The organism is Alkalinema sp. FACHB-956, assembly GCF_014697025.1.
Classification (GTDB): domain Bacteria; phylum Cyanobacteriota; class Cyanobacteriia; order Leptolyngbyales; family Leptolyngbyaceae; genus Alkalinema.
Genome location: NZ_JACJRC010000003.1, coordinates 190,156 through 213,930, shown reverse-complemented (window position 1 = coordinate 213,930; position 23,775 = coordinate 190,156). Strand labels below are relative to the sequence as shown.

The window sequence follows — 23,775 nt, the reverse complement described above, 5'->3', positions numbered from 1 at the left end:
AATAAAACAAAAAAAATGAGTTCATTCACATGAAACTGTATTGAGATCAATTAGAGTGTGGTGATCCGTACTTTTGAGGGTTGAATTTGTCCGTCTATAACTCTTCTGTAGACGATGTTTATTGTTGAGTTCTAAAGGAGTTGGGCTTTATGACTGAACCTAGCTGCTCTAGTTTCGTTTTGTATCCTGTCTTTCTACCCCTGTTCCACATTTACTGGGTATAACACTATTGGGTATAACAATTGGGGATAACACGAATCACGGACAACACGAATCACGTCTTAAGGTTGGCAATTCCATTAGGACTGTTGCCCCCTGTGATGATTGAGGAGGTGAGTAGGAGCCTGTTGGCAGGATGGCTCGTCATCAGAACTGCAAGCGGTGCAAGAATCAATCTAAAGAGTCAATCAGCTAGAGAGTCAATCAGCGGTTGTGGCATAGAGTCCAGTGATTCTTCATCAATGGTTTTTAGGTTGTTTTGGGGTTTGCATCGCGATCGGACTTCATTTCTCGGGCTACCTCTTGGAGTGGAATTTTGACTTCCAATCATGTGTTTTATGTTTGATGTCTCACTCTTTAGATATGTCTGAATCTAACTCTTTAGATTGTTTGCTGGATTCGCTATCAGTAGTAAAGTTTGATTGATCGGTGATGTTGTTTTACGATTGAAAATTCTTCATTCAATCTGCCCTGGAATAGCTGATAATTGCATCTTTTGCACCCATTCTTTTTGCAGTTATCCCCTTTCCTTAATATTCTTTATTAGATTGCGTGTTTGGGATTGCAGGTGTGTCCACTGATAGCAGTTAGAAACCCACTGTTGCCTTACGATTCAATCTCAGAACCCATAACCTTATCAATGTGCTGTGGAGATCTCATGGAAAATTCATTACTTAGTTGGGTGAACAGTGGAACGCTGTTGTTAGTAACGGCATTGTTTGTCATGACATGACTATTCATTGCGCAATTAGTTGTAGCGCGATTAGTCGTAGCGCAATGAGTTATAGCACGGTTAGTCATCACAGGATTAGTAATTGCATTGAGTATCCATCGCGTTGAGGTTAGTGTTATGTCGAAGCCTAATAATCAAGTCAACAGCCCGATTGATGTTCAGTCCAACGGTCAATCGAACAGTCAATCCAATGGTCAATTTAACGGTCAATCCAACGGTCAACTCCTAGTGACCACTCTGCTTCAGCCTAAGTTGCAAGCCAAGGTTGTGCCTGCTAAGTTCCCAGATAATGCCTCTTCCAGCCCTCGATCGCGGCAATCGATCGCGCTCATTTCAGTCCATGGTGATCCTGCGATCGAGATTGGCCGAGAAGAAGCGGGTGGCCAGAACGTGTATGTGCGCGAAGTCGGTGAAGCGCTGGCGAAATTAGGTTGGCAAGTGGATATGTTTACCCGCAAGAGCCATGCTGACCAACCCAATATTGTGCACCACGCACCAGGGTGCCGCACGATTCGTCTGACCGCAGGCCCCACAGAGTTTATTGCCCGAGATCATTTGTTCCAATACTTGCCTGAATTTGTGGAGGCGTTTCAGAAATTCCAAACCAAAGAAGGTACAAACTATCCCCTGGTTCACACCAATTATTGGATGTCGGCCTGGGTCGGTTTGCAACTGAAGCAACGGAGCAATATTCAGTTAATTCATACCTACCATTCCTTGGGATCGGTGAAGTATAGAGCAGTGGAACAGAAGCCCGCCATTGCCGAGACTCGTTTACAAGTGGAACGGGCTATTTTGGAAGACGGCGATTGTGTCGTTTCCACCAGTCCCCAGGAATTGGAACATCTACGATCGTGGGTTTCCCAGGACGGCTACATCGAAATCATTCCCTGTGGTACCGATATTGAGCGCTTCCATCGTCAGTCCAAAGCGGATGCCCGTCACCAACTTGGTTTTGGCCCCCAAGAGTCGATCGTGCTCTATGTCGGACGCTTTGACCCGCGTAAAGGCATTGAAACCCTAGTCCGAGCCTTTGCACAATCCCAGGCTCAGTTAAGCCCAACCGAAGCCAATCAGCGCAAACTCGTGATTGTGGGGGGCAGCGATCCTCACCATATCGATGGCCAGGAACGTTGTCGGATTGAACAACTGATCCAAGAACTTGGGATTGCCGATCGCACGGTCTTTGCTGGACAAATTGGCCACGATCGACTGCCCCTGTATTACACCTCTGCGGATGTCTGCGTCATTCCGAGCCATTATGAACCCTTTGGTCTAGTGGCCGTGGAAGCGATGGCCTGCGGAACCCCCGTGGTGGCCTCGGATGTGGGGGGCTTGAAGTTTACAGTGATTCCAGAGGAAACCGGATTGCTAGTGCCGCCGCAGGATGTGGATGGCTTTGCCCACGCGATCGATCGGCTGTTAACGGATGATCTCTGGACGCAGAAATTGCGGCGTCAAGCGGCGGCACGGGTGCAGCAAAACTTTAGCTGGGCAGGTGTTGGGGCGCAATTGAGCGATTTGTATCGCCGCATGTTAGCCCAATCCTTGAGCCATTCATCCCTGATTAAAGCGTCCTAGGTCAATTCCAGCCGCCGCGTTAGAGGGGCTGAGACGGCAAGGCCACCATGGAAAGCCAGAGGGCGCGATCGCAAATTCGATCGTGCCCTCTGTGGTCATAGGTGTGGTCATAGGTGCGGTCAAAGTTACAGTCAAAGGGTAACCCGTTCCATCAGTCAGTTCGGTGAGCCAGCCCCACGGCATCGGCGATCGACCCTAAGCCCGCTTGATCTAACTTGTGCCCCAGTCCTTGTAGAACCCGCTTCACCATTCCTGGCCCTTCATAGATCCAGCCGGTATAAACCTGTAGCAAACTGGCCCCGGCGGTAATTTTCTCCCAGGCATCCTCGGCGGTAAAGATGCCGCCTACGCCAATGATGGGCAAACGGCCTTGGGTATGTTGGTAGATCAGCCGAATCACTTCCGTCGATCGATCTTTCACCGGTGCCCCACTGATTCCACCCGCTTCTTCCTGGATGGGTTTGCCCGTGGCTGCCAGGACTTGAGTTTTCAGGCCATCCCGCCGGATGGTGGTATTGGTGGCAATCATGCCAGCTAGCTCATACTGCTGCGCCAAGTCCACTACCGCGCGAACATCATCATCGGCGAGATCCGGCGCAATTTTGACCAAAAGCGGTTTACGATCGCGGTTTTCCTGCTGAAGTGCAGCAAAGATGGGCTCCAATTGGTCGATCGACTGGAGCGATCGCAGGCCGGGTGTGTTGGGAGAACTGACGTTGACCACAAAGTAATCCCCCAGCATTTTGAGCTGCTGGAAGCTGGTTAAGTAATCCTGGGCGGCCTCCTCTAACGGGGTGACTTTAGACTTGCCAAGGTTGATCCCGATCGGAAATTGCGCTGGCCTAGCCCGGTGTTGGCTGAGTCTTCGCGCGAGACGGCTGGCTCCTTGATTGTTAAATCCCATGCGGTTTAAGGCCGCCCAATCATCCATCAGGCGGAACAACCTAGGCTGGGGATTTCCCGGCTGGGCTTGGGCTGTCACGGTTCCAACTTCTGCGAACCCAAACCCAAAAGCTGGCCAGACCCCCGTGGCCATGCCATCTTTATCAAAGCCTGCGGCCAGTCCAATGGGGTTGCTAAAGGAACAGTTCCAGAGGGTTTGTTGAAACCTCGGGTCGGCCACAGCATAGAGCGTCTGCATCCACTGCATTAAGCCATCGCGGATGCCTGAAGGAGCCTCAGCATCGAGCCAGTGTAACGTGTGGAGTGTTTGGTGATGCAGCCATTCCGGGTCAGCCTTGAGACCAGAAAACAGAATGGGCCGTACGATCGTGGTATAGAAGTCAGTCAAGGGTGGTTCCAAGAGTAATCAAGAAAACAGCCGATCCTGGTGAGATCTGGGCCTGTGAGATTTTTTGGGACGCAAATTTACCGACTGGGTAACCTGCCCCCTACACTATATTTAAATCATTTAAATATTCAAACTATCTAAATCCCGTTGAAAGTCCTCTCTTCGATCGCCCTCTTCGATCGTCTGTCTCGATCTCCCTGCTCAATCTTGCTATGGTGACTGAAGCTATGGTGACTGAAGCTGTGGTAGCTGAAGCTGTGATGGCTGAAGGAACTCTGAATGTATTGTGGATCTGTGTCATCTAACCAAGAGGAGAGTCAGGAATCACAATTTATGGCGGATCAGTTGAGTTGTAGGGGGAATTTGCTATAACGAGACAGCAATCTGGGTCTCCATGGACTTAACTGGTGGATAACTGGGACAAGTGGTGGAGCGTCAGAATTGGGTGAAAAATCTTTTCAAGAAAGACAAATTATCTTGTGCCCCTATGGATTGGTAAAACCCCCATCTCACAGGGAACTTTAAAAGTTAAGCTGCACTACTCTGCCATCGCTACTTCGCCCTATTCTTCATCAGTTTTGAGTTCGAGTCCTTCACTGAGTTTGCCAAACCACGCTTTGCCCATGGGTCCTGTTAAAGAACCAAATCTCTACGAACAACAGCTCATCACGTTGGGGCAAGTCCTGCAAACCCTGCGAGAGGCTGAGGATAGTGATTTCTTGATTGAAACCACGCTCAGTTATCTGCGGTCTGCCTTTTCGGCGGGGTATGAACTGATTTGGATTGGTTTGTACGATCGGGCTGATCATCGCATCTTGGGCAAGGGCGGTCACACTCCGACTCACCAGAGTACAGAGTTTTTTCGACAACGATTTAGTCTGACGGCGGGGGATTTGTTGGAGCAGGTGGTGATCCAACAACGTCCGATCGCAGTTGCCGATTTGCGGCAGGAGATGCGGGCCGGGGAATGGCAACGGATTGCCCAAAAGCTCAACACCCAGGGCACCATGATTTTTCCGATCGGCTACCGCGATCGCTGCTTTGGTGTGGTGTTGGTTGGATCCCAACGCTGGGGGACGTTCCCAACGGCGGAAGAAAAAGCCTGCCTCGCCATGGTGCTGGGGGAATTGGGGGCATCCCTGAATGCGGCGGAACAGGAATGGCAACGCCAGCAGACCAAGCGGCCCGATCGATCGCTCCTTGCCCTCTTGCATCAAATGCGATCACTCGCTAATTTCGGCCAACGGCTGGAGGCGGTGATTGAGGAAACCCATCGCTTTGTTATGCCCCATCGCACCAATGTCTATTGGTTTGAACCCAATCAACGCTATTTTTGGCGGCGACTGAGTAACCATGCCAGGACAACCGGGTTTCTCGACATTAACAATCCGGCTCCGGGCATTACCGCCCAGGAAATCGGGAGTTTCTATCAATCCCTGCTCAACGATCAAGTGGTGGCGATCGGGGAGGCCCACAGTTCCCTGCGGGCCGATGCCACCGCCCGCCTGATGCAACTGATTCGGGCGCGATCGCTCTTGGCGGCTCCCATTCTCTACCAACGGCAACTACTAGGATTTCTGGCGGTGGAGGGCAATGAGCCCCGGATCTGGCAAGAGGAAGAAAAACAGTTCCTCCGTGGGGCTGCACAAATGTTGGCCATGGCTGCGCCCCTCGAAGAAATGGAGATGGTGATCCAGCAAACTCAGATGGATCAGACCCTCACCTCGGAAATTGCCCAATCCCTCTACAGTGCCCAGGATTGGAAATCGACCATTTCCCGCGCTGCAACCCTTCTGGGGAAACGGCTCAAGGTCGAGCGGTTTATCGTCGCACTCTATGACAAGACCCACCAGCGCTTTGAACTGTGCTATCAAAACCAACCTAAAAATCGTCGAGCTTGTCCCACCTTTCTCCCTGCCTTGAGTGAGATTGATCTCCAATTGTTGGAGCGGACACCCAAAGCCGTTGGGATTGAGAACTTGGAGGATGATTTACGGTTTGCTGCTTGGCGTAATCCTTTGCTGGAATTGGGGGTGCGATCGCTGGTGGTGAGTCCTACCGCAGCGGGCAAAGCGGAAGGTGGCCTAGTCATTATTTGCCATGAGATGCCGCGATCGTGGACGCAGGCAGAACAGGATCTCGTCGGTAGTGTTGCCCAGCAAATCGGTTTGATTTTGCACCAGTGGCAACTCCAAAAACGTCTTGATCAGCAACAACAGTTGGCTAATAGCATTCAGCGCAGTATTACTGGAATGCGCCAGAGCTTGACGATCGAAGCCTTGGAACAATCGGCACTGCGATCGATCGCCAGTGTCTTAGATGCACCCTTGGCCTTTCTGGTGTCCTGGTTTCCCGGACGTCGGGTGGGACGTTTAGTCGTGTCGATTGATCAGTCCGATCGCCGCTATGCTATCAGCAATAACCTAAAAGTCTCGGTTCATGCTGATCCCCTGCTGCGGATGGCCTTGGAAAATGCGGGCGTTATGGCGTTACGGGCGAGTCAGGTGCCGGGGGAAAGTCGGCAATGGCTCAATACCCAGGGCATGGGCCAACTGCTGGCGATTTGCCTGCGTACCAATGCGGAAGATGAACCTGCGGGGGTGCTCTTTGTGGCCGATGACGATCAGCGGCAATGGGACGATCGCTATCTCAGTGCCTTGGAACTCCTGGCGGGGGAACTGGCGGGCACTCGTCGCCACCTCAAGCTGGAGCGCATCCTACAGGGCGAACGGCTCAAGCTGGAGCAAATTGGGTGGTATAAGCATCGCCACCTGGAAGAAATCTATCGATCGACCCACTCTGGGGTGCAAAAGCTCCTGGATCTGGCCAAACCGGGCTCCGATTCTCTGATTGCGACCCGTCAGCAACAAATTCTGCGTCAGATGAATGATACGCTGGCTCCGCTGTCAGTCGCCCTAACGGAAGAACAATGGCAACTCAAATTTCGCCAGGAAACCCTCCCATTAATTGGCTTGGTGCGGCGCACGATGGATCGCGCCGATGCCATCCTGAAGGAGCGCCAGTTGTGGTCTCAGGTGCACCATGAAGATAACCCGGTGGTGGTGGGTGATGCGGTTAAGCTGGAAATGGTGCTGTATGAATTGCTCTTCAGTGCCTGTTTGCGATCGCCTGCGGGGGGCCGCATTGACATTTGGTGTCGCCAGTTCGATCGTCGGTGGATTGAGGTGGCGATTACCGATGACGGGACGATCGAATCTCGGTTGCTCCAGGACTTAGAGGGCAATTCGATCTTGGATCCCTTGGCTCCCAGTACCTTGAGCCAGCCGCCGGGGCTGCACTTTGCGGTTTGCCGGGAGCTCATCAAGGCGATGCAAGGGGACTTGAGCCTGAGCCGCTTGGAGGATGGTCGGGTGATGAGTCGTCTGATGTTGCCGTCGGGGCAGGGCAATCGTTAAGCGGCAAGTGCGATGCGATCGACCCAGCAATCAAAGCAATCTACTGAGCAATCTACGGAAATTTATGAATTAGCGGAGATCTTTCGAGACAGGTGTGCTTAAAATATAGGGCATTCTTCAATGTGCGGTTCTTAGCTTGAGACTCCCTATTCTCAGGTTGTGATAGGACTATCGCGTTCTATATCTGTAGGTATACGGTCTGTAGGTATGCGTTCCCGTCAAGCTGACAAACGACCCTCTCGTTCGCCCTCTCGTGCTATGCGCCAGGGGACAGCAGATTCTAGGCGATCTTCTCGCTCCCCACGATCGGGGCAGTCGGGACAGGGCGCTACAGTGACTTCTCTGCGTTCCCGCCAAACCGTGCGGACTCTGCCTACCCCGCCCAGCCTGCCATCTTGGTTGCGATCGATATTGCAGGTGCAGCAGTGGAGTGTGGGCATCACATTGGTTTTAGCGGGCAGCGCGATCGTGACCTATGGGTTAACGATTTATTCGCAGCAACTATGGGGCAAAGAATTTGCTCGCTTGGAGCAATTTCGCCGCAATGAGCGACAACTGACTGCGAACAGCGAACTGATGAAGAATGAAATTGCCAAAACAGCGAATCCTGCTGACTATGGCTTGGTGCCTCGCAATCGGGATCACCTGATTATGATCAAACCTGCACCTCCCCGCCCACCCAAGGAGGTGAAATCCCCAGATCAAGAAGCACAAGCTCGTCCTATTTCCCCTGTCGGATACTAACTATTTCCTAGGATACTTAAGGTGCGTTACCCTTCTGAGGCTTCCCGTCGTCGTCCCGCTCGATCGATCCGGTTTCCCCGCAAGCCGGAAACCCAACCTTCGATTGGGCGACTGCGCTTAGTCTGGGGTGTGTTGTTGCTTGGGGTCGGGCTCTTGGGCACCAACCTAGTACGACTCCAGGTATTGCAAGCCAATGATTTGGTGGAGCGGGCAAAGCAGCAGCAGACGACCTATCTCAAGCCTTTTATGCCCCGGCGTCCGATCGTCGATCGCAATAACAATGTTGTGGCGATCGATCAGCCGTCGATTACGATCTACGCCCATCCTCGCTACTTTGGAGCGTTGTCTACGGCGGAGGTGGCTGCCAAGTTAGCGCCGATCCTCGATCGGCCAGTGGCGGAGTTACAACAAAAATTGGATTCTGCGAAGAGTGGTATTCGGTTGGCAGATAGCTTGAGCGAAGATACCGCCAACCGCATTAAGGAACTCTACATCGACGGTTTAGATTTCACGCCGTCCCAGCAGCGTCTCTATCCTCAACAGGACGTAATGGCCAATATTTTGGGCTATGTGGATGTGCAGCAGAAGAGCCAGGGGGGCGTGGAATTTAGCTACCAGCATTTGCTCGATCGGGCAGCGAAGGCGGTGCGTCTGAACCGCACGGGCATGGGGACGATGCTCCCGGAAGGGGTGCCCAATGGCTTTGTCCATGAAGATGACCTGCGGTTACAACTGACGATCGATAACCGGCTTCAGCGGGCTGTCCAAGGCATTTTGTATCGTCGGGTGAATGAATTTGGGGCGAAGCGCGGCTTGGTGCTGGTGATGGATGCCCAGGATGGTGGGATGTTGGCGATGGTGACCAATCCCACGTTTGATCCCAACCGCTACTGGGATGTTAAGGACATGGCGGCGTTTAAGAATTGGGCCTTGACGGACTTGTATGAACCGGGTTCGACCTTTAAGCCAATCAATGTGGCGATCGCCTTGGAAGCGGGGACAATTAAGCTAACGGATTACTTTAACGATACGGGTGCGGTGACGGTTGAAGGCTGGACGATTAATAACGCTGACAATGCGGGGCGAGGGTCGATCAGCCTGACGGATGTGATGAAGTATTCCAGTAACGTGGGGATGGTGCGGATTGCCCAAACGATGAAGCCGTCGGTGTACTACAGTTGGCTAGAACGCATTGGCTTGGGGCAAACCTCGGAGATTGATCTGCCCTTTGAGGCTCCGGGCTATTTGAAGGATCGCAAGATCTATATGACTTCGCCGATCGAAGCAGCGACAACGTCCTTTGGCCAGGGGTTTGCCTTAACGCCGATGCAACTGGTGAAGCTCCATGCCATGCTGGCGAATGGGGGGCGGATGGTGACGCCCCATGTGGTGCGGGGTTTGTATGACAGCCAGGGTAAGCCCCACTGGCAGCCCCAGAGATCGATGCCGAAGCAGATTTTTTCCCCCAGCCATACCCAAGCGATTCTGCGGATGATGGAGGCGGTGGTGTCGGAGGGGACGGGGAAGGCGGCGCAAGTTCCGGGTTATCGGGTGGCGGGGAAAACGGGGACGGCGCAAAAAGCGACGGAAAGTGGTGGATATTCGGCTTCTCGGTTTATTACGAGCTTTGTGGGGATTTTCCCGGTGGATAATCCGCGTTATGTGGTGCTGGCGGTGTTGGATGAACCGGGGGGATTGGCCTATGGGGGAACAACGGCAGCGCCGATCGTGAAGGAGGTCATCGAAGTGGTGGCTGGGGTGGAAAAAGTTCCTCCCAGTAAGGCGGATCCTCAGTAGTTTTACGGATGGTTTTACGAATGATTTTGCAAACGATTGCGTGACCAATCATGGCGCTAATTATTTTGCCGATCGTGCGATCAATCGCGATCGCACTTGCTTCTGCAATCTGCTCAGTAATCTGCTCGGCAATTCGCTAACAGTGTTTATGCGCTAAGAGTGTTTACGCGCTAAGAGTGTTTACGCGCTAACTAATGTGCTTGTGCTAACTAGTGTGCACGATTATCGACCATCGAGTTCCCGATCGGGATTGCGTTTGGGGAGGTCTTGGGGATAGATCGGTTCGCTATCAATGGGATCGATGTCCACGACGACTTGGACGGGGCCATAGCGATCGCGCAGGTTGGCTTCGATTTGTTGTTTGACCCAGTTGCTAGCGCTGTGGAATTCGGGGTGTAGGACAATGCGCAGGTCAATCCACACTTGCCGACCGACAACGCCCCGCGATCGAATTTGGTGGCAGTGGGTGACGCCTTGGACTTGCCGCACGATTTGGCTGATGGCTTCGGGGGCGATGGCAATTTGCCGCAGCATCAGGGGGAGTTGAATGTCGAGGACGCGCCAGCAACTGAGTCCGGCGGTGATGACCATGGCGATCGTGACGAGGGGATCGAGCCAACTGTAGCCTTGCCATAGACCGAGCAATGCCACGAGCAAAATGACGAGTAACCAGGCGTCTTTGAGGAAGTGTTGGGCGTTGGTGCCGAGGGCGAGGCTACTGAAGCGTTGGGCTTGGCGGTTTTGCACGATCGCGAGGGCCACCTGGGCAATGCAGACCAAGGCCAGGACTTGGATCATGGCGGGGGTGACGGTGAGGCGAGGCAGGTGGGCGAGGCTGGGGCTGGCGGTGAGTTGGGTGAGGGCAAGGCTAGTAAGCCCCAGGCCACCAAAGCCGAGGAGGGAGACGAGGAAGAGGGCAAGGCTGGATTCGAGGCGACCGTGGCTCCAGACTTCGCGTCCGTTGTGGCGGTAGGGGAGGAGGACAGCGATGAGGCTGAGGACGGTGCTGAAGGCGTCAATGACGGTGTGGAGGGATTCAGCGAGCAGCATGAGCGATCGGGTTTCCCAGCCGATCCAAATTTTGACGGCCAATGACAAGAGGGCTAACCAGAGGTTCGCCAAAAGTACCTGTTGACTGATGCGATCGCGGTTGCCTGTTTCTGCCATAGCCCATAAGCTACCACGGAATGCCGATCGTAAACTGTCCATGCGCCACACGTGTCAAATTCACTACACCCATGAGTCCCCATCATGGCACTGAATTCTGAAAACGCACGATATTTTTCGGGTGGGCGATCGGGGTTAGTGGAAGTGGGGATCGAAGCGGGGGTCGAAGCGATCGCGTTTTTGGGCGTTGCAGGTACGGCATAGGGTTTGGAGGTTGCTGAGGTCGTTGCTGCCGCCGCTGGCGAGGGGGATAATGTGGTCGATTTCTAGTTTGGCTTGTTGGCTGGTTTTACCGCAGCTTTGGCACTGGTGGTTGTCGCGATCGAGGATGTACTGGCGCACCGCTTTCGGAATCGTGATTCGGGATGTTTTTTCAGGCATTTTGAGCTTCTCAGATGGGTGCTAAACTTCGATCATGATAGGGGCAGTGACAACCTATGAAGATGATTAAAATTACAGAGGCGAATGATTCACTGGCAGACTACGTCGCTAATCTGACAGAAGAAATTGTTGTTGTCACGAGTAATGGACAGCCGATCGCAGCGTTAGTGAATTTGGAAAATGTTGATCTGGAAAGTCTATCATTGGTGACTAATCCGAATTTTCAGTCCATGATTGAGCGTTCAAGGGCACGGCGACAGCAAGAAGGTGGAATTTCCAGTGAGGAAGTGCGCCGTCGTTTGGGGCTAGCTCAATCATAGAGAAATAAAGTTTCCAGGTTCTTCCTATACTTCAGTATCAGATATTGTCTGCCGAATTTCGTCTAACGGTGAGGCGTCAGATTCTGCGTCATTCGGGCAGAATTCCACATTGATTTGAACAGTAATTTTCATTTTCCCATGTTGCCAGCCAGACCCATCTGTTTTTAGCGTTTCGCAAGTAACACCTTCACTAAACCAGTTTTGATAGTGAGAGTATTCCTGTCGCCCATGACCAGTTTTATAGTATGAATAAGTTTCCAGGGCATTATCTTTGAGATATCGATTGATAATCTCCGCTAAATTGCTGTCTGTCAAAGCATGTTCCAAGACTTCACAAAATGTGCCAATCTTATGCATTTGAGGTCGGAGATGGGGTTGTCCAATAGGCTGAAATGAAACAACATCATCTGGGCTGAACGGCCCTAATATTGACTTATTCAACATTCTTCGAGTACCCAAAAATCAAGAAAAGTCTTATGGAAGTCGGTTTTTATCAGCGAATCAATGCTGATATGAAAACTAAGCAATCAATTATCAGATATTGTTTGCCGAATTTCGTCTAAAGGTGAGGTTTCAGATTCTGAGTCGGGAACTGCTTCTACAGGTTCTTCGGGTTCATCCGGCTGAAATTCTAAAACTAACCGAACCTTGCCAGACATCCATTTAGATTTTCCTGGTTCTAGAAACTTACACTGAATTCCTGCACTTAGAATCTGTTCCGCATCGCTCACATGCATTGCAGTCGTCCCATTCCAAAGTCTTTGCTGAATTCGATCAAGTAATCTACGAATTATAAATGAATCATCTCTCAACATTTCGTAGTGTTGACCATAGCATAGGAAATCAAGAACTCCGTCATTACAACTTGATAGGTCAATTGGTTGTGGTTTAGTCATAACTATGTGTGGATAATGATTGTAGTCAGGGTATGGCAGGTAGCCCATTGCTCACAAGATGGCTACCTGAAAACCCAATCTTACTCAATGCAAGTGGTATTAATCATTCGAAATTTCTTGACGGATGCCATCAAGAGGAGAAGCCCCGGAATCCAAAGCTGATATTTCTTCCGGTGTTTCTGGTTCATCAGGAATAAACTCTAGCGCAAGTCTGACCTTCCCAGATATCCATCTATGAGATCCCAAGGCTAAATATTTACATGGAATACCATCACTGGCAAAGCGTTGTCCTTCGTCAGGCCCAATGCATAGAGAAGTCTCATTTGCTAGCTTCCGTTTAATTCGTTGTATCAAATGAGAAATGACAAAGGCATCATCCTGGAGCAGATTTCCCTGGCGATCGTGCTTGAAGGTGATAACACTTAAATCATCATTCGATAAATTCATGGATTTTGGATTAGTCATCACTTACTCCCCTAGCTGAAATTGTCGAATTTGGTCAAGATCGTTGAGTTCGGTGTCTGGTTCGTCGGGACAGAAAGCCAACACAAGTTTTAGTTTACATTTCTTCCAAGGTTGACCAGGCCGAAGGATTTCACAATCAATCCCATCAGAATATAAGGCATACTGCTTTTTCGAACAACGCAATTTTGCTTGACTCAACCAATCATTAATCCGAAATGTAGCTTGTGACATTATGCAAGCATCATCTAAGTTATCTACCGTAATAACATCATCCTGAGTCAAGAATTCAAGTTTCGAGTTCATACCACGCCTTCACTCCGAATTTCATCTAGTACTGAATCAGAAAACATCGAATTCTCAGCTTGCAACTCCTGGGTATCGGATTCATCAGGACAAAACTCCAAATAAACCCGTAGCCTCATTCGGCCTGAAACCCAGCCATTGCTCGATGGCGTCATTATCTGCCCAGGCACGCCTTCATGGGTAAACAACCGAGTACTCAGATAGGGCTTACCTGAAACATAGTATTTTTTGCCCAACACGTTACCAATTTGTAGCCAAAGCTGCTGTGCTACAGAAGCGAGACTTGTGATGCGAACAACACTCGAATCACAAGCAAAAACCCCTTCTGTTTCATGTTCGATCGCTCTAAATTCCTGCATTTTCCACCCTATGATTCGATCGAATCCATTGTGCCCAAAGTCAGAGCCTCCGATGCGTCCCCAGGCAGCGACCCATCCACCTCTGCATCACTAACCAACGGCAACCGATGGCGATCGAGCTGCATCGCTTCCAAACAAGCATTCACCCCATGCACCGCCTCGTTATACACCGCCATCTTCTGCTCCACCTCAGACAACAACCGCTGATTTTGCCGGATTTTATCCTCCGCCTCCTTCTCTAACGTCTTCGCCAAATACCCCCGCGCATGGTCATACTGCTGCAAAATCAACGACATTTGATCCGTCGCATTGCGCAACAAACACACATTCAACGTCTGGTTAATCACCTGACGGAACGATCGCATCACCGTATCCTTCACCTTCTGCTCAAAATCCAACTTCAACAACTGCCGAATCGCCGCCTCCGCCTCCACCATATTGTTGAAATCGTAGCCCCGACAAGCCTGCTGCAACGTCTGCCGCAACTGGAACATCGACGCCGTCCCCTCCGCAAAAAACTCAGGCCGTTCCCGCACATAACGATCGCACTCCGTCCGCGCCTCATTCATCAACGCCGCGATCGCCTCCCCCTCTAACTTGCGTAAACTCTGCGCCAGCCCCCCATCATTCCCCAACATCCGATACAACCTGCGGTAATAATCCTGCTTTTGTACCCGATTCATTAACTGCTGGAAAAAGTTCCCCACAATCTCCTGCGAAGACTCCACCAACACATCCTCCAACCCATTCGCCAAATAGTAAAATGCCTCCGCCAAAATCCCCAACAACGGCACCACAGAATTACGTCGATGACTCGCCTGCGCCCGCTGATGCACCGCCGCCACCGAAAACGTATTCAACAACTCATCCAAACGGCTCACCATCCGAGCCTTCAGCTTTTTGAAATCCGCCTCAAACGCTGCATTACTATTGCTGCCGACAATTTCATTAATGACATCCTGAATGTGTGCCTGAAAATCATCGCCCACCTGCTTCAGTTCCCGCCCCAACTGTTGCAACTCCTGATCCTTCAGCGCTGCAATATCTTGCGGTTGTGACTTCAGACCATGCCAACTTTCTAAATACGTCTTCCGCAACGCAATACACAACGGTTGCAAATCATCCGCCAAATTCGCCAACAGCATGGGCCGCTTTTCCTCAGTCAGATAGCGCGTAATCTGACTCCGAAACGTCTCAATGCCACTATCCTTAATCAACTGCTCAACGAGCGCCCCACCATACTCCCCCAAAATCCGCACATAGTTTTCGTTCGGTGTCTCATAGCTCCGCACATCAATGCGAAAACGATCGATCGGCAACTTCCCCGAACTCGAACAATAGCGATTAAACTCACTGACAAACTGCGGCGTTTCCGTGGGCGATCCAAACAGCGAATCTAACCCAAAGCGATCGGCCCCACTGGTTTGCCGCAACTGACTCCCCCAGAACCCCAAAAGCCCACTGGTTTTATACAGCCGATTCGAATCCTTAAACTGCTCCTGAATCAAGCCTTCCAACCGTTGCCGCAGTTGCGTGTTGTACCACGTTTCATCCACACGGTTAAACACATAAAACACCCGATCGCGAATACCCGGATTGCTGCGAATTCGTTCCAGCATCGCCGTTTCTTCACTCGTCATATCCCCCGCAGAGGCCGCCTTCAGCACACAGACTACCGCAGACGTGTCGGGATGCTCAATTTTGCTGTAGGTCAACTCCGCATCTTTTTTGACCGGCGCATCAATTCCCGGCGTATCAACTAAAACATTGCCATCCTTGAGCAAAGGATGATGACAGTAGTATTCCACCCGCTTGAGTACCGCACTATTGGATCCCCGACGAGCGTAGCTAGCAGCCTCTTGTAGATTAGTGAAATTAAACTGTTCCATCGACAATGTTTTATTGGCCACCGTGTCGATGTAATTACGATTTTCAATAAAGCCCTTGAGCAGATATTTCAGGGCACTGGCTTGCTTGGCCCGATCGGATTTACTTTCTCCTCCTTCCGTCTGAATAATATCCTGCATTTTGCCCAGTAAGGTTTCCACCACTGAACTGTTGTTAATATTAACGACGGTTTCAATCCCTAACCGTTGTAATAAAATTTGTACCTGCTCCCGAATTTCCGCCTCAGACAGGAATGTGAGCACCACCCGTTCTGCCTGTGGTTCTGCGTAGGCAATCAAACATTCCGTCCCCGTCGCATGTCCTTCGGCGCTGTACAACAACTCCCGTTCCAGCAGCGCATTAATCAGCATCGATTTACCCGCGCTAAAAGCCCCCGCAAAAACAATCTCAAATGTCGGCGCGATCGCTTTTTTCAAAGAGGCTTGGATCGATGCCGTTTCCACCTGCGCTTGCAGGGTGGGTTCCTGACTCAACAGTTGAAAGAGGCGATCGACCTGATCTTGGAGAGCTTGGCATTGCGGGAGTGACTGAAGCGGCAATGTACTTGACAGCATGGGAACCATCCTTAAAATCAGCTAGATGTAAGCTAACGTCAAGAATGCCCAATTCGCAACATCAATGTGCAATTTTTGCCAAATCTTAGAGGCTCCATTAAGAGTTGGCCAACCCTGCGGAATTAGCTCGCTTGTGTTGTGGCGTGGAGGGTTAGGACGGTGACTTCTGGGCGACAGTTGAAGCGTAACCGAGGGCTGGCCATGCCCACGCCGCGACTGGTGTATTGAATTAAACTGCCCACTTGATATTGCCCGATCGGATATTTGCGTCCCAAGGGGGGTGTCACTCGTTTGTAAAACGGTAGGTAAACCTGGCCACCGTGGGAATGGCCCGATAATTGCAAATCAAAGCGGCCCGTTGCAGCAGTTTCGTCAGCGAAGTCTGGTTCATGGGCTAGCATAATGGCTGCACCCGCGATCGGTAACTGTTGCAATACCGCTGGGAGATCATCCTGTTGCGCCCAGACATCTCCCACGCCTGCAATTTGCAATTCAGAATTGCCTCGATAAATTGTGTGAAATTGATTTTTTAAGACATCTACACCAACACTTTGTAGTGTTTCCGTTAGCAATTGTGGTTTTGTCCATTGGTCGTGATTGCCTAATACCGCAAAACTACCATCTTTGGCTTGCAAATCTGCTAAAGCTTGCAACGTGGGCGCATACTTTTCCGCCGCTTTGGTCACAAAATCTCCCGTCAGCATGACCGCATCCGGATTTTGTTGATTAATGGTTTTCACCACATCCGCCAAGCGATCGCGGGTCATCCATTGATCGGCATGAATATCTGTCACTTGCACAATGCGATAGCCTTCAAACTCCTGCGCTAAGTGAGGCAAAGTGACGGGAACTTGAACGACATCTAACCATGCAGGCTCAACTTTCCGCGCATAGGCAATGACGCAAAAGATAGCTACAAAAATGACGACGAGGAACTTGAGTAAACGAATCATGGTAAAGCTGAGAAGGAGATGACGACGCTGACGAACCGACTGCTTTAGTAAAGCATAGGGATATGACGATCGACTGACTGTGATTTGACAACTCGATATTTTGGGATTGTTAATCTGCAAAGACAAGTTGGGGTTGGATGGTTGCCATTAAAGTTGCTGGATAGCGATTGAAATGGCCGAGGAGCAATAACCTTGTATCAAATCCTGTAACTGAGGGGTAGATGGGTCTCACCTGACTCATCATCAAAGTGAACAGCTAGACAGGTTCGCTCCTGACAGTTTCCTAAGACGCTTTCCCACTTCCTATGACACCTCCCCGCCCCCTGTACTCCTTAATCCTGACTGTGAGCTTCCTATGCCCGTTGGCTTTACCCAATGCCAGCGCAGCCAGTTCGCCCCCACCCCAGCTTCTCAAAGAATTTCCTGCGGATCGTTTTGTGGATTTACTTGACCCCGCGATCGTGCAGGATCAGCGACTCTGGTTTACCGCCGATGATGGCCGCAGCGGACGGGAACCCTGGACAAGTGATGGAACTCCAACGGGAACGCGATTGCTAAAGGACACTTTACCCGGTCGCACCACTCAAGGCCCCCGATCGGGCAATCCGATCGCCTTTTGGCCAATGGGGTCTAGCGTTTGGTTCCAAGTTGATGATTCTGCGCAACCCTGGTGGCAGAGCAATGGGCAAACAACGCAACCGATCGCCGCCCTCAATTCCACCCTCAAACGCATCCAACCGCCGAACACCATTCTGGCAGTGAGCCAACCCTCCCCTCGCCTGCTCTTTGCGATCGCCACCAACCAAGGCGCAGAACTGTGGCAAAGTACCGCCCAACAACCCACTCCGCAACGCTTTTACCGCTTTCCGAGTACCGCCGTTGGGTTTCCTCCCCAACTCTTTACCGTGGCGGGTGCCCAGACTTTCTTCGCAGCAGCGAACGCCCAGGGAACCCAGCAACTCTGGCGCACAGACGGCACTTCTAAAGGCACGATCGCCCTGAAATCACTGAATCCTGCCGCAGAACCCTTCACCGTTTGGCAAAATCGCATTTACTTCCAAGCGGAAACCCCCCAGCAGGGTTGGGAACTGTGGACGAGCGATGGCACGATCGCAGGCACCCAACTGATTCAAGACGTTCTGCCAGGGCCGGGACATTCTGCCCCAAGATTGCTCACGGGGATCAAACAACAATTTTTCTGGGTTGCCAATGGCCCCCAAGGGGAAGAACTTTGGGTCACGGAAGGTCAGCCCAACCAAACTCGTCGGGTGAAACGTTTGACGAATCGGCCTAGCTTTCGGGCAGAACGTAATTTTGGGGTTGTCAAGAATCGTCTGTTCTTTAGTACAGTCGCAGCAGATGGCAAAGCCTATCTTTGGTTAACCGATGGCACAGAGGCGGGTACCCGACAACTGACTCCCCAAGGTTTATTCAGTCTCACGCATCTAACGGTAGTCGGCGATCGCGTCTTTTTCAGTGCCACAGGCCCCGATGGGAGTGAACCTTGGGTCAGTGATGGGACAGTACAAGGAACTCGGCAAATTAAGGATCTCGCGCCAGGAACAACGGTCATTGCCGCACCTTGTGCACCACCGCCCTTGGGCGAACGGAGGAATTGTCCACCGCCCACCCCGGTTGCCAACTCGTCCGACCCCACCCGGTTAACGGCCTTTCGCGATCGGCTGTATTTCATCGCCCACACCGCAGACAAGACTCAACTCTGGCGCACAGACGGCAGCGATCGCGGCACAGAAGCGATTTTGGATTTAGCACCCGCCGTTGCCGGTCGTCCCAGTCCCCGGATCCTCCCGTTCCGCGATCACTTACTGGTAACGGGCTATCAGATGGACAAGAATCGGCTGCAACTATGGTCAATCCGTGAGTAATCAGTCTGGCCAGGATTCGGTTGGCCCAAGTGGCGGCGGGAGATCGATCGTGGCGACCGGAGATGGCTACTGCATCCGATCGGCTACTGCATTCGATCGATCGTGCGGTACTGAATCGCTTCCGCCACATGTTGGGCTTGCAGGCGATCGGCTCCAGCTAGATCGGCGATCGTGCGGGCCACCTTCAGGATGCGATCGCTGCCCCGTACCGAAAGACCCAACTTTTTAATCGCCCCCTCCAGCAGTCCGCGCGTACTGTCATCGAGCTGACACCACTGACGCAAATGCTGACTTTGCATCTCGGCATTACAGCGCAGGGGAGTCCCCGCAAAACGTTCCTGAGCCGCAGTGCGTGCCACTTGCACCCGCGCCAAGACCGTCGCCGAATCTTCCCCGGTGGTTTCGTGGATAATCTCCTCGGGCTTGAGGCGATTCACCCGCACCTGCAAATCAATCCGATCCATCAACGGCCCCGACAGCTTCGCCCAATACCTTTCCCGCACATTGGGGGAGCAGGTACAAGCCTGCACCGGATCGCCGAAGTAACCACAGGGACAGGGATTGGTACTCGCCACCAACGTGAACTTCGCCGGAAAGGAGACCGACTGCCGCGTGCGCGAAATCGTCACGTGCCCATCTTCCAAGGGCTGCCGCAGAAATTCCAAAACATCCCGCTTAAATTCAGTTAACTCGTCAAGGAATAAAATACCTCGGTGGGACAGGGAAATTTCTCCCGGTCTGGGAAAACTGCCACCCCCTACTAGAGAAGGGCCGGAGGCGGAATGGTGGGGGCTGCGAAAGGGCCGCTGACAGATCAGGGATCCTTTGGATTTCAACAGTCCTGCCACGGAGTGAATCTGGGTCACTTCCAATGCTTCCTCAAAGGTCATCTTGGGCAGAATTCCCGGTAGACGCCTTGCCAGCATGGTTTTTCCGCTGCCCGGTGGCCCGACGAAAACCAAGTTGTGCCCTCCGGCTGCGGCAATTTCCAAGGCACGGCGGGCATGGGCTTGACCCTTGACATCCCGCAGGTCAAATCCAGCGATCGTCCCTTGCTGTAATTCCGCCTGACTGTCGATCGTGGCGGGTGTGACCGACTCCGGCTCATGGAGAAACTCCACCACCTCCGCCAATTGTTTGAAGCCATAGACCTCAATCCCTTTCACCACAGCGGCTTCCCGCACATTATCCGCCGGGACAATCAGCGATCGGATCCCTAACTTCTGAGCCGCCGCCGCGATCGCCAACACCCCGGCCACCGGACGCAAGCTCCCATCCAGCGACAATTCACCGAGAAATAGGCAATGCTCTAAGGCATCGGTGGGAACCTGTTCTGAAGCTGCGAGGACGCCGATACTGATGGGCAGGTCAAAACAGGGGCCTTCTTTGCGCAGATCCGCTGGCGTGAGGTTAATCACGATCCGCCGCATGGGAAAGGCAAATCCAGCATTTTTAATTGCGGCTTTGACCCGCTCCTTCGATTCCTGTACTGCTGTATCGGGCAATCCCACCACCACCATTCCGGGGATGTTATTCGAGACATCCACTTCGACCCCCACTTTCAGGGCATCAATCCCCATCAGGGATGCACTCCAAATTCTCGACAGCATGTAACTCGCTAAATGACGGATCTGGCTTAGAGTTCCCGGCTTTTTAGAGATTCCTCACAGGGATTGCTTACAATAACGAAAGCAGCACTTAAACAATTTATGAGCCAGTCCAACGAAACCATTTTTGGCAAGATTATCCGGAAGGAAATGCCTGCCGACATTATTTACGAAGATGAAATGTGCCTCGCGTTTCGGGACATTAGCCCCCAAGCCCCCATCCATATTCTCCTCATTCCAAAACAACATATTCCCAAGCTGGCGGATGCGACGGCTGAAGACCATGCATTGCTGGGGCATTTGCTCATCAAGGCGAAGGAAATTGCTGCAAAGGAAGGCTTGGCTAAGGGGTACCGAGTCGTGATCAACACCGGTGAGGATGGTGGCCAAACGGTGTATCATCTGCATTTGCATATTCTGGGTGGGCGGAGTCTGGCTTGGCCCCCTGGCTGATGGAGAACTGATGTATACTCGCCCCCTTGCCCGATTAATTGAACATTTACAGCATTTGCCAGGGGTTGGGCCAAAAACGGCTCAACGTCTGGCTTTGCATATTCTCAAACGTCCCAAGGAGGAAGTGGCGGCCCTAGCCCAGGCGTTGTTAGATGCCAAGCAGCAGGTGGGGCATTGCTCAGTGTGCGGGCATTTATCCGCCGATCCGGTGTGCGAGATTTGCAGTTCTCCGAAGCGCGACGATCGCCTGCTCTGTGTGGTTGAAGATTCCCGCGATTTAATTGCCCTGGAAAAAACCCGCGAGTACAAAGGCAAATACCATGTGCTAGGGGGACTGATTTCACCGATCGATGGCATCGGCCCGGAGCAATTAAACATTCAAGCCCTCGTGCGGCGGGTCAGCCAGCAATCGATCCAAGAGGTGATTATGGCGATCAGTCCCAGTGTGGAAGGGGAAACAACCACGCTCTACGTCGCCCACTTGCTCAAGCCCTTTACCAAGGTGACGCGCATTGCCTTTGGGCTACCCATGGGTGGGGATTTGGAATATGCCGATGAGGTGACGTTAGCGCGGGCCCTGGAAGGGCGTCGGGAACTGGAGTAATAGTGGGTGCAGTGGGTACAGTGGCTACGACTGGCGCTCTCAAGCTCCCTGCAATGGCCATTAAAAATCGCCCTCTGGTTCCTGAGTGAACTGGAGGGCGTTTGATGCAGCACGCTTAAACCACTTTGGGCCTTAAACGGCTGTGGGAATAGCTGCTCTACTTCAGCTTAGACTTAATGAAAGCTAAAATTTGCGCCTGTTGTTTCTTCAGAGCATCGACTTCTGCTTGCAACTTCGCGACTTGCGCTTTGAGCGCAGCCATTTCACCGCTGGTATCCCCCGTTGCAGCGGCAGCGGGTGCGGCGGCGGGTGCGGCCACTGCCGCTGGACGCCGCTTGGCTTTGCTCATGGCCGCTTTGATCGCTTCAATTAATTGCTTTTGGTCAAAGGGCTTTTGGACGAACTCAAAATATTCAAACGGCTCTTGGAGCTTTTCCGTGACTTCTTCCTTACGCCCAGACATGAGGACTAAAGGAATGGACTGGAGATCGGGTTGGGCTTGGATTTGCTGATAGACTTCCCAGCCACTCATACGGGGGAGCAAAAAGTCCAGCATGATTAGCGTTGGCCGCTCTTGACGCACAAGGTTAATCCCTTGAACCCCGTCTTTTGCTTCCAGAACGTCAAAATTGCCCTTGGGCAGCATATCGCGAACCATGTTCCGGATCACGGCGCTGTCATCAATCACTAGAACCTTATGACTTGCCACAACTAAACTCCTCTGCGGGTGACTGCGGAATTAATAACCATGAGTGAAAGACAAAGAGGTGAAAGTGTTTCAAGGCGGCGACTGTCCAATCCGAAGGCTAGATGAAACCCTGACAAAGACCCGACAGACGGGAAACACTCTTGCGCCTGTTGTATATTGCCTGCTTTTTTGGTGTCTATTTTTAGGATGAAGCTAAAAGTTCAAATAATCACACTCTCTTAGAAAACTCTCCTATGACATTACTTCTAGCACTAAATCCAGAGAGCGATTCACTCATTTTGATCGGCTCCCCCATTGAATTATGAATGGATTTTGCGTTTTGTGCTCCGAATCTTGAGGCATCCTGCACCAGCTCCCCTAGCAGCTTTATCGATCGAGTATTATATTGATTTTGTCCGCACCCTTGGACAATCGACTCTATTGTGCCCAACTCTATGGCTGCTGACACTAATTCTTCGATTCCCAGCCCTTCTCTCGCTAAGATGCCTCGATCGCGGGTGGATCGCGAGGCCGAGCGAGCGGATATTCAAGCGATGCCGCCGTGGTTGCGGAGATCGATCGGAAAGGCCAGTGAGATTTCAACGGTTCAGCAAATTATCAAGCAACGGAATATCCACACCATTTGCGAAGAAGGGCGTTGTCCCAATCGAGGTGAGTGCTATGCCCAGGGCACGGCGACCTTTTTGCTGATGGGGCCGACTTGTACCCGATCCTGTGGATTTTGCCAGGTGGATAAGGGCCACGCGCCGATGGCATTGGATCCCCACGAGCCCCAAAAGGTTGCGGAATCGGTGCAATTGTTAGGACTGCGTTATGTTGTCTTAACGTCTGTGGCGAGGGATGACTTGGAAGATGGGGGGGCTGGCTGGTTTGTCGCGACGATGGCAGCCATTCGAGCCACGAATCCAGAAACCCAAATTGAGGTACTGACCCCAGATTTCTACGGCGGACGGCAGGAGAACTTGTCTCCAGAGACGTTACAAGCCCAACGGGTCAAAACGATCGTTGAGGCGCAGCCCGCTTGCTATAACCATAATATTGAAACGATCGAACGTCTTCAGGGAACGGTACGCCGGGGGGCAAAGTACGATCGCACGCTGCGGGTGTTGCAGCTCGTCAAGCAATTTGACCCGACGATTCCGACGAAATCGGGGTTGATGCTGGGCCATGGGGAAACGGAAGCTGAGGTGATCCAAACGCTGAAGGATCTGCGATCGGTGGGCTGCGATCGGGTGACTCTCGGACAGTATATGCGTCCGAGCTTGGAGCATTTGCCTGTGCGCAAGTATTGGCATCCTGATGAGTTTGAAAAGTTAGGCGCGATCGCGCGGGAATTAGGGTTTTCCCACGTGCGATCGGGGCCATTGGTGCGCAGTTCCTACCATGCGGGCGAAGAAGAGTAGGGTCGGTGGGTCGGTGGGCTGGTTCT

21 protein-coding genes are annotated in these 23,775 nt (G+C 52.0%); 9 read left to right on the top strand and 12 right to left on the bottom strand.

Translation table 11 applies throughout. The annotated features are described in order from the left end of the window. Positions 1 to 1,069: 1,069 nt before the first annotated feature. Complete coding sequence (locus H6G21_RS06085; RefSeq protein WP_190571590.1) at positions 1,070 to 2,533, top strand: glycosyltransferase family 1 protein; 1,464 nt, start codon at positions 1,070 to 1,072, stop codon at positions 2,531 to 2,533. On the opposite strand, the gene H6G21_RS25970 is transcribed toward H6G21_RS06085, so the two are convergent. Both H6G21_RS25970 and H6G21_RS06080 read right to left on the bottom strand, forming a co-directional pair. Further along, a complete protein-coding gene (locus H6G21_RS25970) occupies positions 2,510 to 2,644 on the bottom strand; it encodes a hypothetical protein (RefSeq protein ID WP_277875249.1) in 135 nt (44 codons plus the stop codon). The genes H6G21_RS06085 and H6G21_RS25970 overlap by 24 nt on opposite strands. Positions 2,645 to 2,684: 40 nt before the next feature. Then, the gene (locus H6G21_RS06080; RefSeq protein WP_199307053.1) at positions 2,685 to 3,824 is read right to left on the bottom strand and encodes a quinone-dependent dihydroorotate dehydrogenase; all 1,140 of its coding nucleotides are present in this window, start codon (positions 3,822 to 3,824) and stop codon (positions 2,685 to 2,687) included. A 623-nt stretch (positions 3,825 to 4,447) separates the two neighbouring features. On the opposite strand from H6G21_RS06080, the gene H6G21_RS06075 reads away from it, so the two are divergent. The 3 genes from H6G21_RS06075 (at position 4,448) to H6G21_RS06065 (ending at position 9,781) form a co-directional block, all read left to right on the top strand. After that, on the top strand, positions 4,448 to 7,240 hold the full coding sequence (locus tag H6G21_RS06075; RefSeq protein ID WP_190571587.1) for a GAF domain-containing protein: 2,793 nt from the start codon (positions 4,448 to 4,450) through the stop codon (positions 7,238 to 7,240). 207 nt (positions 7,241 to 7,447) lie between these two features. Continuing rightward, positions 7,448 to 7,984, top strand: coding sequence for a hypothetical protein (locus H6G21_RS06070; RefSeq protein WP_190571578.1), 537 nt, complete (start codon positions 7,448 to 7,450; stop codon positions 7,982 to 7,984). A gap of 21 nt (positions 7,985 to 8,005) precedes the next feature. Then, positions 8,006 to 9,781 (top strand): penicillin-binding protein 2, encoded by a 1,776-nt coding sequence (locus H6G21_RS06065; RefSeq protein ID WP_199307052.1) that lies wholly within the window; start codon positions 8,006 to 8,008, stop codon positions 9,779 to 9,781. A 222-nt stretch (positions 9,782 to 10,003) separates the two neighbouring features. Here the strand turns inward: H6G21_RS06065 and H6G21_RS06060 are convergent, their stop codons facing one another. Beyond that, a complete protein-coding gene (locus H6G21_RS06060) occupies positions 10,004 to 10,948 on the bottom strand; it encodes a cation diffusion facilitator family transporter (RefSeq protein ID WP_190571576.1) in 945 nt (314 codons plus the stop codon). A gap of 135 nt (positions 10,949 to 11,083) precedes the next feature. Then, positions 11,084 to 11,329 (bottom strand): HNH endonuclease, encoded by a 246-nt coding sequence (locus H6G21_RS06055; protein WP_190571574.1) that lies wholly within the window; start codon positions 11,327 to 11,329, stop codon positions 11,084 to 11,086. 56 nt (positions 11,330 to 11,385) lie between these two features. On the opposite strand from H6G21_RS06055, the gene H6G21_RS06050 reads away from it, so the two are divergent. Continuing rightward, positions 11,386 to 11,649 carry a hypothetical protein gene (locus tag H6G21_RS06050; RefSeq protein ID WP_190571572.1) on the top strand — a complete coding sequence of 88 codons (264 nt, stop codon included), beginning with the start codon at positions 11,386 to 11,388 and terminating at the stop codon, positions 11,647 to 11,649. A 24-nt stretch (positions 11,650 to 11,673) separates the two neighbouring features. Here the strand turns inward: H6G21_RS06050 and H6G21_RS06045 are convergent, their stop codons facing one another. The 6 genes from H6G21_RS06045 to H6G21_RS06015 form a co-directional block, all read right to left on the bottom strand. Next, a complete protein-coding gene (locus H6G21_RS06045; RefSeq protein WP_190571571.1) occupies positions 11,674 to 12,093 on the bottom strand; it encodes a KGK domain-containing protein in 420 nt (139 codons plus the stop codon). An 83-nt stretch (positions 12,094 to 12,176) separates the two neighbouring features. Continuing rightward, positions 12,177 to 12,545: a KGK domain-containing protein gene (locus tag H6G21_RS06040; protein WP_190571570.1), complete on the bottom strand. Its 369-nt coding sequence runs from the start codon at positions 12,543 to 12,545 to the stop codon at positions 12,177 to 12,179. 99 nt (positions 12,546 to 12,644) lie between these two features. Continuing rightward, positions 12,645 to 13,010, bottom strand: coding sequence for a KGK domain-containing protein (locus H6G21_RS06035; RefSeq protein ID WP_190571568.1), 366 nt, complete (start codon positions 13,008 to 13,010; stop codon positions 12,645 to 12,647). Between the two features lie 299 nt (positions 13,011 to 13,309). After that, positions 13,310 to 13,672, bottom strand: coding sequence for a KGK domain-containing protein (locus H6G21_RS06025; protein ID WP_190571564.1), 363 nt, complete (start codon positions 13,670 to 13,672; stop codon positions 13,310 to 13,312). An 8-nt stretch (positions 13,673 to 13,680) separates the two neighbouring features. Further along, positions 13,681 to 16,134 carry a dynamin family protein gene (locus tag H6G21_RS06020; RefSeq protein ID WP_190571562.1) on the bottom strand — a complete coding sequence of 818 codons (2,454 nt, stop codon included), beginning with the start codon at positions 16,132 to 16,134 and terminating at the stop codon, positions 13,681 to 13,683. Positions 16,135 to 16,256: 122 nt separating this feature from the next. Then, positions 16,257 to 17,087, bottom strand: a complete 831-nt coding sequence (locus H6G21_RS06015) for a metallophosphoesterase (RefSeq protein WP_190571560.1) — start codon at positions 17,085 to 17,087, stop codon at positions 16,257 to 16,259. A gap of 305 nt (positions 17,088 to 17,392) precedes the next feature. Between H6G21_RS06015 and H6G21_RS06010 the strand changes: the two genes are divergently transcribed. Beyond that, positions 17,393 to 18,973 (top strand): hypothetical protein, encoded by a 1,581-nt coding sequence (locus H6G21_RS06010; RefSeq protein ID WP_190571559.1) that lies wholly within the window; start codon positions 17,393 to 17,395, stop codon positions 18,971 to 18,973. 83 nt (positions 18,974 to 19,056) lie between these two features. Here H6G21_RS06010 and H6G21_RS06005 read toward each other — a convergent pair whose 3' ends face one another. After that, positions 19,057 to 20,583: a YifB family Mg chelatase-like AAA ATPase gene (locus tag H6G21_RS06005; RefSeq protein ID WP_190571558.1), complete on the bottom strand. Its 1,527-nt coding sequence runs from the start codon at positions 20,581 to 20,583 to the stop codon at positions 19,057 to 19,059. 99 nt (positions 20,584 to 20,682) lie between these two features. Between H6G21_RS06005 and H6G21_RS06000 the strand changes: the two genes are divergently transcribed. Both H6G21_RS06000 and recR read left to right on the top strand, forming a co-directional pair. Then, complete coding sequence (locus H6G21_RS06000) at positions 20,683 to 21,033, top strand: histidine triad nucleotide-binding protein (RefSeq protein WP_190571556.1); 351 nt, start codon at positions 20,683 to 20,685, stop codon at positions 21,031 to 21,033. 10 nt (positions 21,034 to 21,043) lie between these two features. Beyond that, entirely contained in the window at positions 21,044 to 21,637 is a 594-nt protein-coding gene (gene recR, locus H6G21_RS05995; protein WP_199307051.1) for a recombination mediator RecR, read from the top strand. Positions 21,638 to 21,794: 157 nt separating this feature from the next. On the opposite strand, the gene H6G21_RS05990 is transcribed toward recR, so the two are convergent. Continuing rightward, positions 21,795 to 22,346 carry a response regulator gene (locus H6G21_RS05990; protein WP_190571553.1) on the bottom strand — a complete coding sequence of 184 codons (552 nt, stop codon included), beginning with the start codon at positions 22,344 to 22,346 and terminating at the stop codon, positions 21,795 to 21,797. 482 nt (positions 22,347 to 22,828) lie between these two features. On the opposite strand from H6G21_RS05990, the gene lipA reads away from it, so the two are divergent. After that, on the top strand, positions 22,829 to 23,749 hold the full coding sequence (gene lipA / locus H6G21_RS05985) for a lipoyl synthase (protein WP_190571985.1): 921 nt from the start codon (positions 22,829 to 22,831) through the stop codon (positions 23,747 to 23,749). The last annotated feature ends 26 nt before the right edge of the window (positions 23,750 to 23,775 follow it).